Origin of the sequence: Candidatus Poriferisodalis sp. (genome assembly GCF_965262965.1) — a bacterium.
Taxonomy (GTDB): Bacteria; Actinomycetota; Acidimicrobiia; order Acidimicrobiales; family Poriferisodalaceae; genus Poriferisodalis.
Genome location: NZ_OZ253573.1, coordinates 2327934 through 2343296, shown reverse-complemented (window position 1 = coordinate 2343296; position 15363 = coordinate 2327934). Strand labels below are relative to the sequence as shown.

At 65.6% G+C, this 15363-nt stretch carries 11 protein-coding genes and 1 pseudogene; 5 read left to right on the top strand and 7 right to left on the bottom strand.

What is annotated here, in order from left to right; genetic code table 11:
- Positions 1 to 23: 23 nt before the first annotated feature.
- Entirely contained in the window at positions 24 to 1535 is a 1512-nt protein-coding gene (locus ACQY5K_RS11140; RefSeq protein ID WP_428115128.1) for an RNA-directed DNA polymerase, read from the top strand.
- A 232-nt stretch (positions 1536 to 1767) separates the two neighbouring features.
- Here ACQY5K_RS11140 and ACQY5K_RS11135 read toward each other — a convergent pair whose 3' ends face one another.
- Positions 1768 to 2190 carry a hypothetical protein gene (locus tag ACQY5K_RS11135; protein ID WP_428115125.1) on the bottom strand — a complete coding sequence of 141 codons (423 nt, stop codon included), beginning with the start codon at positions 2188 to 2190 and terminating at the stop codon, positions 1768 to 1770.
- 256 nt (positions 2191 to 2446) lie between these two features.
- Here ACQY5K_RS11135 and ACQY5K_RS11130 point away from each other — a divergent pair, with 256 nt between their 5' ends.
- On the top strand, positions 2447 to 3733 hold the full coding sequence (locus tag ACQY5K_RS11130) for an IS1380 family transposase (RefSeq protein ID WP_428115123.1): 1287 nt from the start codon (positions 2447 to 2449) through the stop codon (positions 3731 to 3733).
- 246 nt (positions 3734 to 3979) lie between these two features.
- On the opposite strand, the pseudogene ACQY5K_RS11125 reads toward ACQY5K_RS11130, so the two are convergent.
- Positions 3980 to 5111: pseudogene (locus ACQY5K_RS11125) on the bottom strand (IS630 family transposase).
- A 403-nt stretch (positions 5112 to 5514) separates the two neighbouring features.
- Between ACQY5K_RS11125 and ACQY5K_RS11120 the strand changes: the two are divergent.
- Positions 5515 to 6189, top strand: a complete 675-nt coding sequence (locus tag ACQY5K_RS11120; RefSeq protein WP_428115120.1) for a type I restriction-modification system subunit M N-terminal domain-containing protein — start codon at positions 5515 to 5517, stop codon at positions 6187 to 6189.
- 241 nt (positions 6190 to 6430) lie between these two features.
- Here the strand turns inward: ACQY5K_RS11120 and ACQY5K_RS11115 are convergent, their stop codons facing one another.
- Together ACQY5K_RS11115 and ACQY5K_RS11110 are read right to left on the bottom strand one after the other, a co-directional pair.
- Positions 6431 to 7447, bottom strand: coding sequence for a restriction endonuclease (locus tag ACQY5K_RS11115; protein WP_428115118.1), 1017 nt, complete (start codon positions 7445 to 7447; stop codon positions 6431 to 6433).
- Entirely contained in the window at positions 7438 to 8676 is a 1239-nt protein-coding gene (locus ACQY5K_RS11110) for a DNA cytosine methyltransferase (protein ID WP_428115115.1), read from the bottom strand. The genes ACQY5K_RS11115 and ACQY5K_RS11110 overlap by 10 nt, the downstream gene beginning before the upstream one ends.
- Positions 8677 to 8775: 99 nt before the next feature.
- Between ACQY5K_RS11110 and ACQY5K_RS11105 the strand changes: the two genes are divergently transcribed.
- Entirely contained in the window at positions 8776 to 11955 is a 3180-nt protein-coding gene (locus tag ACQY5K_RS11105; RefSeq protein WP_428115113.1) for a DEAD/DEAH box helicase family protein, read from the top strand.
- Positions 11956 to 11974: 19 nt separating this feature from the next.
- Here the strand turns inward: ACQY5K_RS11105 and ACQY5K_RS11100 are convergent, their stop codons facing one another.
- Positions 11975 to 12508 carry an RES family NAD+ phosphorylase gene (locus tag ACQY5K_RS11100; RefSeq protein ID WP_428115110.1) on the bottom strand — a complete coding sequence of 178 codons (534 nt, stop codon included), beginning with the start codon at positions 12506 to 12508 and terminating at the stop codon, positions 11975 to 11977.
- Between the two features lies 1 nt (position 12509).
- Entirely contained in the window at positions 12510 to 12845 is a 336-nt protein-coding gene (locus ACQY5K_RS11095; protein WP_428115108.1) for an antitoxin Xre/MbcA/ParS toxin-binding domain-containing protein, read from the bottom strand.
- An 80-nt stretch (positions 12846 to 12925) separates the two neighbouring features.
- Here ACQY5K_RS11095 and ACQY5K_RS11090 point away from each other — a divergent pair, with 80 nt between their 5' ends.
- Positions 12926 to 13867: a hypothetical protein gene (locus ACQY5K_RS11090; RefSeq protein WP_428115105.1), complete on the top strand. Its 942-nt coding sequence runs from the start codon at positions 12926 to 12928 to the stop codon at positions 13865 to 13867.
- 155 nt (positions 13868 to 14022) lie between these two features.
- On the opposite strand, the gene ACQY5K_RS11085 is transcribed toward ACQY5K_RS11090, so the two are convergent.
- On the bottom strand, positions 14023 to 15333 hold the full coding sequence (locus ACQY5K_RS11085; protein WP_428115102.1) for an IS1380 family transposase: 1311 nt from the start codon (positions 15331 to 15333) through the stop codon (positions 14023 to 14025).
- Between the last annotated feature and the right edge of the window lie 30 nt (positions 15334 to 15363).

Below are 15363 nucleotides of genomic sequence, written 5' to 3'. Positions count from 1 at the left end.
TGGCCCCAAGAAAGGGGGATGTCATGCAACAAGATCGATCACTGCACTGCAGTGCACAACCGCGCGATGCAGTGGCGGCGAATGTGCAGGCGGGCCAGGAGTACTCCCGCCTGCGCGATCTTCCCGATGTGTTGGGATGGAAGGACTTCGTAGCTCATCCTGATGCAACATTCGACGCTCTTCATCGGCGAGCGTCGGAAGGTCGGGTACCAGGCGCGGCGTGCGGGTTCCCGCTGCCGAAGCCCGGCAAGGATGAACTGCGGCGACTAACCCACTTGCATCCGCTGGACGACTTGCAGATGCGCATGCTGGTTGACCAGATGCTCGGCGGCACGCCGGTCGGCGCCCATTGTCATGCCTTCGGCGCCCGCCTCGTGAACGGCCCGCCGGGCTGGAGGATCGAACCCAGCAACCGTGCATGGAGGTACCTGCGGGACGTCGCATCGTCACACATCGCTTCCGGCCATTACTCAATGCTCGTGAAGTGCGACGTTCGCCGGTGCTATCCGAGCATCACCGCCGAAATCGTCGAACGGGCGTTGGTGTGGCAGGGGCTCGATTCCAAGCAAGTTGGCTCGCTTGTGGAGATGCTGCGCGAATTGGTCCTCGTCGGTGCACCGAGCGGACTTCCCATCGGTCCTGATGCGTCAGCGGTGATCGCGGGCCTCGTACTTGGTGTCGTGGATCGGGCGCTCGCCGAAGCGGGATTGGCACATCTGCGCTACTCCGACGACAGCTTCATATTCGTTCCCATCGGTGCCTCCGTGGCTCATGCGTATGACGTCTACTGCCAGGCCCTCGACTCGATCGGCTTGGAACCGAACTCGGGCAAGCACGAAGAGCATTCCGTTGCTGACGGGAGCGCATGGTCAGCCGTGCAGGACCCGACGGTGTCTGCGCTGCAGTGCTATCCCGCACTTGTCGGCGACGACCGGCATCTTGAGGTCGCCCTCGATGAGGAATTGAGCCGGGATCAGCCCAACTGGACGGCTGTGTCATTCTGCGTCGGCAGTCTTCGCTATCGGCGTAGTCCGTGCGCATTGCCGAGGATTTACGACTGCCCGGCGGTGCTGCTGACCTTGCCGCGGCAGGTCGGAAGGTACTTGACCGAACTGTCTGAGCACCGGCCGACCCGCCACGAGGTTGACCAAGACTGGTTGGTCGAGCAGGCAACTGCCGATCGCGGTGATGTCGGCCTGGCGGCTCAACTGCATGCGTGCGAGGCCGCTTCGCGGGTCAGAGTAGGCAAGGCGAACGGGCAACGCCTCGAAGAGATCGTCGTTGCATCATCGGGTTGCGCCGCGCACCAAGTGCCGGTTCGCGCCGCTGCTGCACACGCATGGGCGCAATCACGTGCGTACCGCCAAAGCCGGGCCGAAGACCTCGCACAAGAGTTCGGCCACTACAGCATGCGGCGAGGACTCATCGATGCCATTGCGACCAAGAGCCAAGGGTCCCGGCGGATCCGTTCATTCCGCCAGAAGATGTGGTCCGCCGATCACGACCTCGAACCAGTGCTTGAGGGATTGCGCTAGCCCATTTCACACTTGTGGCGGAAAGCCGACATCGATGGGCCCCGTGGTGCTGCACTTGCATGCGTCGGATGGCGTGCAGCCCTACGCAAGGAGCCGATGGTCGGGAGGCACGCTGCTCGACACACTCATGCCGCGCCAAGGCGCGAGGGGCCTAAAGGACGGGTGATGAGCCTTCTTGGGCTAGCCGTGTCGGCGGTGAACCGGTTTTCGATGAACCGGTAGCGCCGTCGCGCTACGGCCTTCCTCGAGGTCGCCGAATCGAGCGAATGATCGCGTTCAGCAACAGCACGCCAGGAATCGCGTCGTCGACTTGGGTGAGCTTGCCCAGAACGCGCACCACGCACAGAAGATCCTGCACCGCCTGAGTCATGTGAGCCATCGAGGTGGCCCACAGGCCAGGGAACACAGCTACAACCACGAGGATGAGCAGCAGACTCAAATCGGCTTCTTCGAGACTCGGCTCCACGATCTCGTTGAGGGCGCTGTCATGGCTCAACGGTTCGCTGCCCAGTGGGTTTGTGAGGTCAGCAAAATAATCCGCTCGGCTGGCGGCGCGCGCTATGTGCTGAATGTCAGAGGTGAGCGCTTTCGATAGTCCGACCGATTGGATCAGGCTCGCAGCGCCCTCGGCGACAGCGGCGAGATCGGGCCTCATCGACAGTTGCCGCACTGTTTCCGACAACTGCCTATGCGACAGCGCCGCTGCGCCAACTCGATGCGCCTTGAGGGCACTAGCCCTGATTATTCACGAGTCGGGCGGACTGGGTTGTCTGGGTCCGCGGAAAGGCCCCTCTGACCTGCGACGATGCGTGTCTGTGATGAACGCATCCGCGAGTTCAGGGGGGCATCTCCGAGGTGAAACTTAGCAGTGTCACAAACGCGCGTCTGGCAGGCGGCGGGGATCGTGTGGTGTGGGGTTGTTCGCTTTGGGCGGGTTCGCGGACCGGGTCGGGCTGACCGAGGCGCTGTCGGCCGCGGTGCCCCCACGCGGCGAGCGGGCCCCGGTTCATGACCGGGGCGCGGTGCTGGTCCATGCGTTGTTGATGCTGGCCGGCGGCGGGGAGGCGTGCACCGACATCGAGCATCTGCGTGCTCAGCGGGAGCTGTTCGGCGACGTGGCGTCGGACTCGACGCTGTACCGCACCCTCACGGGCCTGGGCGAGGGCGGCGCCGCGGCGCTTTTGGGCGCGGCCGCAGCGGTGCGCGAGCTGTTGTGGGCCGACCGTGACCGCAGCGCGCCGCTGGTGGTCGATGTCGACTCGACGCTGGTGGAGGTCCACTCGGAGAACAAGGCGGGAGCTGCGCCGCATTACAAGGGCGGGTTCGGGTTCCATCCGATGGTGTGCTCCACTGCGGACGGGGAGCCTCTGTGGATCAAGCAGCGGCCCGGCAACGCCGCCGCGAACGACATCGCCGATCACCTCGAGGTGATCGACGCCGCTGTGGCGACGCTGCCCGAGCCCGACGCCGTGGGCCACCGCGAAGGCGACGACGACAGCGTCGTGGAACGCCCGCTGGTGGTGCGCATCGACGCCGCGGGCTGCTCGCCCAGACTCGCCGCGGCACTGCGGGACCGCAACATCGGCTACGCGGTGTCAGCTCGGTCGGCTCCGGGCGTCCAAGCAGCGATCCGCGGCGGCCTGGGCGACCCGGACCGCTGGCACAACGCCCCAAAGCGGCCCGCCCAGCGCAAGCGGCGCGGTGCTCAGGTCACCGACCTCACCGACCTCGCGGACCTGTCGGGCTGGCCCGGCCGCACCCGGCTGATCGTGCGCCGCGAGCCGCGCCACCCCGGAGCGCAGCGCAGCCTGTTCCCCAGCGAGAACTTCCGATACTGGGGATTCCTGACCGACCAGCCCCGCAGCGCCGTGCAACCGGATCGGCTGATGCGCAGCCACGCCGACGTCGAGAACGCCGTGTGCCGGCTCAACCACAGCGGCCTGACGCGCATGCCGTTCACCGACTGGCACGCGAACAGCGCCTGGGCCGCCATGTGCATCATCGGCCTCGCGCCCCTCGGCTGGTTCCAGAACGCCTGCCTCACCGGGGCGCTGCGCCGCGCGGCCCCCAAACGGCTCCGCTGGGAGCTGTGGCACCTCCCCGCGCTCGTGTGCCGCACCGCCAGACGCGTCCTTTTGCGCCTGCCCGAACAGCACCCCGGCGCCAAAGCGCTCCTCGCCATCGCCCACCCCCGCTGACCCCCCAGCCAACCGGTCCCGCGCGACGCCTGCCCCCGGCGGGACAGCCCCGCCACGCCCCCAGCGCCGCCCAGCGCCGCCTGAGCGCCACAACCGGGGCCATCGGCTCCCCTGCGACGCTCCCGCCGACGCCCCAACAGCCCCACACCACCAAACCGGGCGCAAAGCACACCGAAAATACGATCAGCAGCATTCTCGTGAATAATCAGGGCTAGTGCTGTGTCCGCAAACGTTTGCGCGCTTTGGTCATGCGGCTTGTTTGGTGGGTCTGCCCCAGCGGTGTTGTTTTTCGGCTCGGGTTCTGGCTCGTTCGCGTCGTTGGGCTGCGAGCAGTTCGGGTGAGCGTTTGTTGGCGTTGCGCCAGCGCAGGTGGGCGTGCAGCGCGCGGGTGAGCACGGTGTGGTTGGGGTGGTCGGAGTTGTTGAGCACGAACTCGCGCAGCGGCCCGAAGTGCGCTTCGATGGGGTTCGCCCATGAGCTGTAGGTGGGGGTGAAGCACAGATCGACTTTGTTGCGCTTGGCCCATTTGGCGATGTCGGTGCGGTTGTGGGCGGACAGGTTGTCCAAGATCACATAGACCCGCTCGCCGTCGGGGCGCCGGGCGCGGATGGTCTTGAGCGCTGCGAGGGTGTTGGCTGCGGACTTGCGGTGCCGCACGACGCCCCACAGCTCGTCGTCGCCGACGCTGTAGCAGCCGTGGAACTGGCGCACCCCGTGATGCTTGTTGTAGTTCGCGCGCAGCCGCTGGGGACGCGACCGCGGCGCCCAGCATGCCCCGCCGGTCGGGCGAATGGCCAGCGGCCCGAACTCGTCGAACGCGAACACCCGGTCCGGGGCCTTGTCGGTCACATGCTCGACGCGGTCCAGCTTCGCGTCCCGCTGCGGGTCGTTGGACTCCTTCCAGGTCTTGGTGCGCCCGAACGTGATGCCTGACTCGGTGAGGATCTCGTGCAGCCGCTGCCGGCCGACGCGCACCACCCGGGTCGGGTTGTCGGCCAGATACGCCGCGAGCTTGCGGACGCTCCACCGCGTGAACGGCTGCGCCAGCTTCTTTGGGCGGGTGCGGGCCGTCTCGACGATGAACGCATCATCGTCAGTCGTGATCCGGCGACCACGGCCACCCGCCCACTGAGGGACCCGACGACGCCATCCCCGACTCGTTGAACCTGTGGATCATCTCGCGCACCCGATCAGGCGACGTCGCCGCCAACTGCGCGATCACCGCCACCGAGTTCCCGCCCGCCGACGCATGGACCACCACCCCACGCCGCCATCGCACATGAGACCCCGGCGACTTGCCGGCGCCGCGACGCACGATCCGCTGCAACGCCTGGCCTTCCTCATGGGTCAACCGACGGACCCGAACACTCTCACTCATACCCCCGACCAAACCACAAACCACACCCCGCCACGCGGACACCAACCCGACGAACGTTTGCGGACACAGCACTAGCGAAGCTCGCCCTTGCCGAAACGAGCAAGCCGCCTCATCCGGTCGGCGCCACACTCGGCGTCCGAATGGGTGCCGCGGCTCCCAACCACTACGCGATGTCACTCCATTGACGATGTGGAAGCCTCGTGTTCATCACGGTGAGGGAATATCAACAAACCCGTGTGATCGTGAGCGGGCTTGCGAGCACTTGGCTTGGCCATGCTTGCGGGATTCTTGAACCGTCGCGATCTGCACCGTGGCATCTCCTCTGGCCGCTGCGACGCGCGGGCCGCAGCGCCGATCCTTCCGCAACCCGGAGGGATGGCGCGGCGGGCGAGAATGGTGGGCCATGGTGACGGGAGAGCTAAAGCGGCAGATCGATGCGGTGTGGAACGACTTTTGGTCGGGAGGCATCTCGAACCCGCTGGAGGTGATGGAGCAGTTCACCTACTTGCTGTTCATCAAGGCGCTCGACGAGCAGCAGACCCCGGCGGAGAACAAGGCGAACCGTACGCACCAGCCGATCCCCGCCGTGGACGACATCTTCCCCGACGGGCAGGAGTTCCGGCCCGAGCGGCGAGCGGCGGGACGGCCCTACGGCGACCTGCGTTGGCTACGGTTCAAGCACCGCCCAGCCGCCGAGATGTTTGACATCGTCGAGAACTACGTGTTTCCGTTCCTGCAGCAGCGGTCAGACGAAAGCACCCATGCCAAACACATGATCGGTGCCAAGCTCACGATCCCCACGCCTGGGCTGTTGCAGAAGGCGGTGGACGGGCTCGATGCGGTCGAAATGAAGGATCGGAACACCAAGGGCGATGTCTGTGAGTTCATGCAGTCGAAGACCGCTACTGCCGGCCAGAACGGGCAGTTTCGCGCGCCGCGGCACATCATCAAGTTGATGGTCGCGACGATGGCACCCCGACCCGACGACGTGATCTGCGACCCGGCCAGCGGCACGTGTGGGTTCTTGGTGGGCGCCGGGGCAGTACATCCGCCGCCGTCATCCCGGAGCGCTCACTGACCCCGCCCTAGCGAAGCACTTCCACAACGGGATGTTCTCGGGCTTCGACTTCGACAACACGCTGCTGTACATCGGGTCGATCAATATGCAGCTCATTGGCGTGCAGAGCCCCAACGTCACCTACCGAGACTCGCTCGCAGCAGACCATGTCGCTACAGATCCGCTGTTCTCGTTCGTGAGCCTGGAAGGAAGCTCGACCGAGGGACCCGCGCGCCGTTCGACTGTTGAACGAGCACGGGGGTCAGGGACCCGTGCTCGGGGTTGTCGTCCCGCTCCGGTTGACATTCAGCGTCTCGGTGCCGATCTGTAGGTGGATGTTGTCGGAGCGGAGGCGCAGTCTCAGTTCGGGAATGTCGGTGGGTGTGTGCTTGAGTAGGTCGTCGAAGGGGTCACGAATGTACTTCTCGATGAATACGCTCATCGTCGGCCCGGCTTCTGCCTCCAAGTGCGCCCACGCGTCTTCGCCGATGTGGGCGTGGCCGCCATGCCGTATGAACGTTTCGGCGAGTTCCGCCAACTTGGGGTTTTCGGTTCCGTCGAGCACCAGGAGTATTGGGGTGAATCCGCTGGCTTCGCAGTCTGCGGGGAATGAGAGCTCCTCGCCCCAGCGGCCCTGGCCCGATGCGGCGATCGTGACGCGAATCTTGATTTCGTATGCCTTCGTGCCGCGCAGGCAGTCCACTTGGCGGCCTCGACCTGTGCCACCTCTCTGGACGGGGCTGGAACCAGCCGGTATCGGCGATCCGCCTATTGCGCCAGCCATGACAGGCTCGAACAGGTAGCCCGTTTCCTGCGCCGCTCGGTTGTCGATGTCGTACATCCACTTGCGCAGGATCAGCAGAGAACCGAGCGCCTCGGCACTCAGGCCACCGTATTGCAGAAGTCCCCGCGGGCCGACTTGTTCCAGCGAAGGAGTCGCTTGAAGACAGAATATGTTGGCGAACTTGAGTCGTGCGCGGTGAAGGGCTGCGAGCGACAAGAAATACGTGTCGGTGTCGAGCGGACCGATTCGCAGCAGCGTCTCGTAGGCGTCGAGCCCCGAGGCCTCGCCTTCGAGCAAGATGTCCTGTGGCGCGATCTCGTAGAACTCCCGGTCGTCCATGGTGTTGAGTCCAGCGAGAGATGTCAGGCCGAGATCGCGGGCGGTGATGGCGACGAGCGCCCGCACTGCACTGTCGCTCAGCGAGACGGCTTGGCCGCCCGCGCCCGGCGCCCGCGCCTTCTCAAACGCGGCGGACTGCGCCCTGCTCAGCGCCACAACGGCACGGCTCCGATCTGGTACCGGGCGTTCACGCGCTCGGTGACCCGGCTCAAGGCGGGACTCGACCCGCTTCCGTTGGTGACGTGGAACTCGTGCAGCCGCGGCGACTCATCGGCGCACAACAGTCCTGAACGGACACGGTCTGCTATCCAGCCTCCGAGCAGCTCGGCGAACGGCGGCGGTATAGCGTTGCCGATGAGGATGGCCTGGTCGGACCGGCTGCCGGAGAATTCGAAACCGTCGGGGAAACCCTGCAGACGAGCGCATTCACGCAGTGTCAAGCAGCGGTCTTGGGTGGGATGCACGAACTCCCGGCTCGCCGCACTCGTAATCGCCTTGGACGGTTCATCGGCGAGCAGTCGGCGGATCCCAGCTGGCGCACCGCCGCGCCGTTCTGAGGGCATCCCGTCCGAGACTCGCCGGTTGGCACGGCGGGCGTAACTGTGGTGCTGAAGTTCCTCGGGCAGATCGCGCATGGTCTGGCCCGGCTCCAACAGACCGAAGCGACGGGCATCAGACTCCGAGACAGACGCCGCGACATGGCCCTGAACATTCGCCCGGTCCGCGCAGCGGGCAGGCTCGCCCAATCCCGCCAAAGCGTCCGCGACGGTCGGTGCCGGCGGCAGCGACGCCGTGCTGCCGGTTAGTGCGCCGGGCGCACCGTACGCGCGGTGCGACGGGTCTGGAAAGCCCGGGTCCGCGCCGAGCGTCCCGATCGCGATGACCCGCTTGCGAAGCTGAGCCGCTCCATAGTTCGCAACGTTCACCTTGCGCAGCCGCACCGAATAGCCGCCGTCAAGCACTCCGTCGAGCAAGTCGATCACGAAATCGCCATCCGCTGCGGTCAGCATCCCCTCGACGTTCTCGAACAGAAACCACCGTGGCCGCACCTCAGCCACCAAACGAGCGAACTCGCCCACCAGCGTGTTACGCAGATCGTCAGCACGCCGAGCGCCGGCCGAGGTGAAGCCCTGACACGGCGGCCCCCCGGCCACCAACGACGGCGTCACGCCGCCCGCGCGCGCCAACACACAGGCCCCCGTGAGTTCTCGAACACAAGCCGCCTCCACCGCCGCCTCACCGAAATTGTGCCGCAGCGTGTCGACGGCTGGACGCCAGTTGTCGTTCGCCAGCAGTGTGTCGAACCCGGTCCGCTGTAAGCCCAATGTCAGCCCCCCAGCGCCCGCGAACAGGTCAACGCTCGACAGTCGCGCGGCGCCGCTCATGACATCACGCCCAGTGCCATTCCATCGCCCCATCATCGCGGACCGTTGTCACACCGACCGGACAATCCGGTTCTTCGCGTCTCTTGGCATGGGGTAAGAGTGTCAAGAACGCCGTCGAAGCTGGAGGCGGTCGAGATTGTCTCAGCATTGCTCCAATTCTGCTTCTGGTTCGCGTTCACCTACGGCCGTACGGCTAAGCCGGATCCGTCGCTGCGATTCAATCTGCGCCGATTGCTCGACACTGACATAGCCGAGCATGCGTCGCTGTGGGAGCGCCAGGAGCTTCAGGAACGGCTGGAGCGGGAGACCGCAAAGCTTGCCGCCGCCCAGCTGCGGCTGGCGGAATCGACTCGCACTGCCGAGGAGCTGAATGCCGAGCTGGCGAAGCTGCGGGCAGAGGTCGCCGCGGCGAAGAAGAAGGCGGCCGAGACCGTCCCACCCGAAGCGTTCGACTGGTCTGAGGCCGAGACCCGCAGGTTCAAGATCGACGCACTGCTGGCGGAAGCCGTCTGGACCGATCTCGTCGAGGGCCAAGACACCGAGTACGAGATGCACGGGATGCCCTCCGACTCGGGCGTGGGCTACGTGGACTATGTGCTGTGGGGCGCCGACGGGCTGCCGCTGGCCGTGGTGGAGGCCAAGAAGGCGCTGGTTGATCCGAAGGTCGGCATGGAGCAGGCGAAGCTGTACGCCGACTGCTTGGAGGCCGAGACGGGGCAGCGGCCGGTCATCTATTGCAGCAACGGTTACGAGCACTGGCTGTGGGACGACACCCAGTACCCGGCCCGGCGAGTGCAAGGGTTCGCCACCCGCGACGAGCTGGCGTTGCTCATCGGGCGGCGTACCGCCCGCACCTCGCTGGCGTCGCTGGCCATCAGCGAGCAGATCGTGGACCGCCCCTACCAGCAGCGGGCCATCCGCGCCATCGCAGAGCACTTCGAGCGTGACAATCAGCGCAAGTCGCTGCTGGTGATGGCCACCGGCGCAGGCAAGACCCGAACGCTGATCGCGTTGGCGGATGTGTTGATGCGCGCCGGATGGGTGAAGCGGGTGCTGTTCCTGGCCGACCGCACGGCGCTGGTGAACCAGACGGTGAACGCGTTCAAGGCGCACCTGCCCGATGCGGCGCCGGTGAACCTGGTGACCGAGGGCAACGTGGACGGCCGGGTGTGCGTGTCCACCTATCAGACGATGGTCGGCAAGATCGACGAGTACCGGGCCGACGGGACTCGCCGGTTCGGGGTGGGGCACTTCGACCTGGTGGTGATCGACGAGGCGCACCGGTCGGTGTATCGCAAGTACCGGGGCATCTTCGAGTACTTCGACTCGCTGCTGGTGGGCCTGACGGCGACTCCCAAGGACGAGGTCGACAAGAACACCTACGACCTGTTCGACCTGGAGACGGGCGTGCCCACCGACGCCTACTCGCTGGACGAAGCCATCGACGACGGCTTCCTGGTGCCGCCGCTAGGTGTGTCAGTGCAGCTCAAGTTCGTGCGTGAAGGCATCCGCTATGCGGACTTGGGCGAGGACGAGAAGGACCAGTGGGACGAGCTGGACTGGGGTGAGGACGACGAAGGCAGCCCCCTGGAACCGCCCACCGAGGTGGATGCGGCGGAGCTCAACAAGTGGCTGTTCAACAAGGACACCGTCGACCAGGTGCTCGAATATCTGATGACCGATGGCATCAAGGTGGCCGGCGGCGACCGGCTGGGCAAGACGATCGTCTTCGCCAAGAACCAGCGCCATGCCACGTTCATCAAGGAACGCTTCGACGCCAACTACCCGGCGCTGGACGCTGGGAACTTCGCTCGGGTCATCACCCACCAGACCAAGTACAGCCAGAGCCTCATCGACGACTTCTCCAACCGGTCCAAGGCGCCGCACATCGCGATCAGTGTGGACATGCTGGACACCGGCATCGATGTGCCCGAGGTGGTCAACCTCGTGTACTTCAAGCCGGTGCGCTCGAAGACCAAGTTCTGGCAGATGCTCGGACGCGGCACCCGGCTGTGCCCGAACCTGTTCGGCCCCGGCAGCAACAAGACGCACTTCAAGGTGTTCGACTTCTGCGGGAATCTCGAGTACTTCAGCCACCCGCTGGAGAATGCGGAGGCTTCGAGCGGGAAGTCGCTGAGCGAGATCCTGTTCTGCGCTCGGCTGGAACTGTTGCAGGCGCTCGACGGCATAGCGGCGCTCGGCGATGAGCGCGCTGAGGTCGCGGCCACGCTGCATCGGACCGTGGCGTCGATGAACCCCGACAACTTCTTGGTGCGGCCCCACTTGGAGTTGGTGGAGCGGTTCAGGCGCCTCGATGCGTGGGAGGCGGTCTCGCTAGGGGACCTTGCGGCGCTGGCGGATCGGGTGGCCAAGCTGCCCGATCAGCTCGACGCCGACAGCGAGGAAGCCAAGCGCTTCGACGTGGTGATGCTGAACGCCCAGCTGGGCTTGCTCACTTATATGCCATTCGAACGGCAGCGCACCCGCATCCTCGGCATCGCGTCTGCGCTGGAGGACCTCGGCACCGCCATCCCAGCGGTGGCTGCGCGGCTGGAGCTGATCTTGGACATCCAGACCGACGAATGGTGGGCCGATGTCACCTATCCGATGCTGGAGGATGCCCGCAAGCGGCTGCGTGACCTCGTTCACCTAATCCAGCACACCGCCAAGAACGTGCTCTACAGCGACTTCACCGACGAGCTCGGCCAAGCCACCGAGGTGGAGCTTCCCGGCACCGGTGGTGGCGGTGGCGCTGGTGGTACCGGCGGCGGCGATGCTGGCGACGGGCCCGGCGGTGCGGGCAGCGACGAGTTCGCCCAGTTCCGCAAGAAGGCGCAGCACTTTCTCACGGAGCATCTGGCCGAGGGCGTGGTGGCCAAGGTCCGCAGCGGCGAGCCGCTTACACCGGCCGATATGGGCGATCTGCAGCGGGTGCTCGTGGCCGCGGGCATCGGCGACAGCGACACATTCGCCCAGGCCTCCCAGCGTGCGGGCAGCTTCGGGCTGTTCATCCGCTCGCTGGTCGGCTTGGACCGGGCCGCCGCCAAGCGGGCCTTCGCCAAGTTCCTCGACGACAAGCGTTATAGCGCCAACCAGATCCGCTTCGTCGAGTTGGTTATCAACTTCCTCACCGAGAACGGCGCCATCGACCCCGGCCGCGTCTTCGCCTCGCCGTTCACCGATGTCGCCCCCGAGGGCCCCGAGACCATCTTCGTGTCCGACGACGTGGACGAGTTCTTCGAGATCGTCAAGCACTTCCACCACACCGCTGACGTCTGACCCGCTGACGCCCGGAGGATCAGGCGCTGAGGTCGCCGGGAACCTCCCATGTTTCGACCAACGCCGTGCCGAGCAGGGAAGCGCCAAGATTCTCGGGAAACACAGCGATAACGATGTCCACACCCGTAGCGGATGGGCTCCGAATCGCGTGAAACCGGTGCTCGTAGGCGGCTTCGCCCAACTGTTGAGTGACCTCGAGGCTGTCGCTGACGACATCGTCGAGCGAGATGCCGAGCTGGGAGAGCGTGTTGCCGTCAGTGAGGTCGAGGATGGACGCGAGGTCGGCTTCCAGTCGCCAAAGTTCGCGGGGCAACAGGTCGTCTGGCAGGAGGCCTTGGCGCGTCGCTTGACGAGTGAGTTCCGCCACGGCGCACGCCCGCGTCGAGCACAAGTAGACCACTGGGAAACTCCGCGGCGGATTGAAGCGTCCGCCGTGGCGGCGAGCACCATCCCCGCTCCGCGGGTTGTGGCCGAGGGCTTGGTTGCGAAACCCAACGATGAGTTCTGAGCGCTTCGGTGCGCGCGCGACGACAACGGGGTCAACCGGGGTCATGTCAGGCGGTGACGCCTTCCGCGAGCGCGAGCAGCAGATCGACGACGCGGCGGTAGTCGCCCCGCGCAACGAGGTCCAGAGGCTTCTCGTAATCGAGATCGCGGTTAGGAGATCGCAACCAGAGCCTCGCGGCGTCGTCGCGGATGACGCTCCGAGTGAGGTCGACGACCGCACGCAACTCGAGAAGCCGCTCTTCGGAGTCGCGGCGTGGCGCCGTTTCTTCAGTGCGCCATCGGACCACGCTCCGCGGATTGGAATCGCTCACCCGCGCGAGGTCTGCCGTGTCCACGACATCACCTTCGTAGAGGTGTTCCAACAGAGAGGAGACCGTGTTCATTGGTGCCTGTCTTCCTTGTGCCTATAGTTGTGTCGCGTTCTTGGCATAGTATATGTCGAGAGAATGTAAGGAGAAGGCCCGTGGATCTCGACTTCGGACATGGATTCCTGCCTCGAATTGGAATGGACAACTACAAGGCGGTGGACCGTTGCATCGGGCCAGCCGATCTGTTCGCCACCGATCGCGTTGATCTTCCGTGGGCCTTTGTCGATGGCGTATGCGCGGAGGCACGGCCTGATCTGCTTGGCACCCTGCGAGCCAACAAGACCAACATGCTCATCGACACTTCAACTTGGCGATACCGCTACGAAGCCACGATGAATGTCAAGAGGCTCGCGAGCGCAAGCTGGGCGCCTGCGCAGGTCGTTGACATAGGCGACCGACGACAAGTTCGGCAGCTGGTCGAGGCGAGCCTGCGTACGCAGCAAGAACTTGGTGCAGCGGCGTACCTCTTGCCGGGCTGGATGCCCGAACACGACGACGAGGACTTGCGCCCGGCGCTCGCGGAGATCTTCGAGGCCGCGTACCAACTGAAGGACCTTGATGCTCGACCGTTCATCGCATTTGTCGGTGGTTCGAGTCAAGGACTCGAGCGGATGACGACGCTCATTGACATGATCCCGCACTTCATTTCGGCGGTGTACCTCCAAGTCTCGCCCTTCAAGCCCATCGGCGATAGTGCATCGAAGCTTGAGAACATCACCAGCGTGTATCTCTACGCGGCGAGTCGCGGGTTCAAGGTCATCGCGGGACGGTCAGGCGCTCTGACGCCCGAGTTGCGAGCACTCGGCGTGAACGCTGCAGACGCGGGATTGGGGACCGGCGAGACCTTTGATCGCAACCGCTTTCGCAGGATTCGGCGCCGGGAGACAAGCGACTCCTCGAAGTGGGGCGGTCCTCGTTCCCGGATCTACTTTCCCCAGTTGGGTCTGTCCCTCCCGGCATCGCGGGTAGAAGAACTCCTTGAGGTGCCTGCGGTTGCGGCTGAGCTAAGCCTGAATCCACCGATTGGTTGTTGGTGAGCGCGGGTTTCGCGGGCCGGTGGCGGGTTGGGGTCGCGTCGGGTTGTTGGGGGTGTGGTTTGGTGTGTTTGGGCGTGTTCGGCTAGGGGTGCGGGTGTGGTTTGGGGTTGTCGACGCTGGGTTTGTGTGGGGGCGTCAGTTCCGGGCTGTGCTGTTTAGCCGGAGGGTCCGGGCAGAGCCCTGAGAGCGCTGAGCGTGGCTGTGAATTGTGGTGCCCAGGGCCAGCGGGCGGGGTATCGCAGGGTGGGTGTGCCCGAGCGGTTGACTGCCACGGCGGCGAGTGCGACGAGTCGGGTGCGGCGCGAGCGGTTCGTGGCCGCCGGCGCGCCGGCGAGCGTGTCGGTCCAGTGGCCGATGTTGTGGGCGAGCGCTGCGCAGGCGAGCGGTGCGCAGTTCGCGCCGTAGTGGCCTGAGGGGACGTGTTCGAGTCCGGAGCCTTCTTTGAGGTCGCGGATGGCGAGCTCGACCACGGCGTGGCCGCGGTGGAACTCATCCGCGGCGGCGGTGTCGTGTTCGGTGTTGGTGATGAATGCGTGGTGCCGCCAGTCGGGCCACAGCCGTCGCTGTGCGCCCTGGGCGAGGCGGGTGCGGCGCACCACGAGACGAACGGTGCGCTTGGCTTTGCCGCGGCCGGTGGCATAGGTCGTCTCGGCGACTTGGGCGTGGCCGTCTTTGGTGTAGTCGATGTCGGCCCACGCGTCGTCGCTGATCGCTTGGATCGCTGTGCGCACAGAGGATCTGAGGGCGACGGTGATCGACCATTTGATGTCGTGGGCGTCGAGACGGTCGATCAGTTTCCATGACCAGAATCCCGAGTCGGCGCGCACCGTGGTCGGCCCGGTCGCCCCGGCGCGTCGCAGGTTCGCGACGAGCTTGTCGACGAAGCGCACCACGCCTCGCGACGACCCCGCGGAGCCTTTGCGCATGCGTGCGCCGAGCACCTCGCGGGTGTCGGCGCGTGCAGCGAGCAGCGGGTGATAGCCGAGCACGCTGGTGTAGCCGTACGCGGCTCCTTGTTTTTGTTTGCCGTGGACCTCGCAGACCGTGGAGTCCAGATCGACCACCAGCGGCGCCTTGCCGGGGCCTGCGCCCAGCGCCCAGGCGCGAGCCAGCGTGCGCGACGCCACCGCTTCGAGCTGGCGGACGTGACCGAACGTGAACGTCCGCAAAAACGACCCCACCGTCGAGGGCGCCATCGGGGCGAACCCCAGCACCCGCCCGGTGCGTCCGGCGCGCAGCATCTCGACGTGATCGATGTGGGTGCCGCCAGCGAGCATCGCGGCGACCACGGTGCAGATCTTGGGACCCGGGTTCGCGGAACCGGTGCGCACCCACCGCTCGATCAGCCCCAACAGGCCCAGACGGGCCATCAGCGTTCCCGCCAGGATCAGGCCCGCGTTGGCCACCAGGCCCTCATGATCGAACGTCGTTGCGAACCGGTCCAGACTGCGCGATGATCCAGACACAAAAAGTGCCTCCTGTTTTTGAGACGAATG

Coding starts and splice junctions, on each gene's coding strand:
- ACQY5K_RS11140 (WP_428115128.1), top strand. CDS start 24: ATGCAACAAGATCGATCACTGCACTGCAGTGCACAACCGCGCGATGCA.
- ACQY5K_RS11135 (WP_428115125.1), bottom strand. CDS start 2,190: ATGAGGCCCGATCTCGCCGCTGTCGCCGAGGGCGCTGCGAGCCTGATC.
- ACQY5K_RS11120 (WP_428115120.1), top strand. CDS start 5,515: ATGGTGACGGGAGAGCTAAAGCGGCAGATCGATGCGGTGTGGAACGAC.
- ACQY5K_RS11110 (WP_428115115.1), bottom strand. CDS start 8,676: ATGAGCGGCGCCGCGCGACTGTCGAGCGTTGACCTGTTCGCGGGCGCT.
- ACQY5K_RS11100 (WP_428115110.1), bottom strand. CDS start 12,508: ATGACCCCGGTTGACCCCGTTGTCGTCGCGCGCGCACCGAAGCGCTCA.
- ACQY5K_RS11095 (WP_428115108.1), bottom strand. CDS start 12,845: ATGAACACGGTCTCCTCTCTGTTGGAACACCTCTACGAAGGTGATGTC.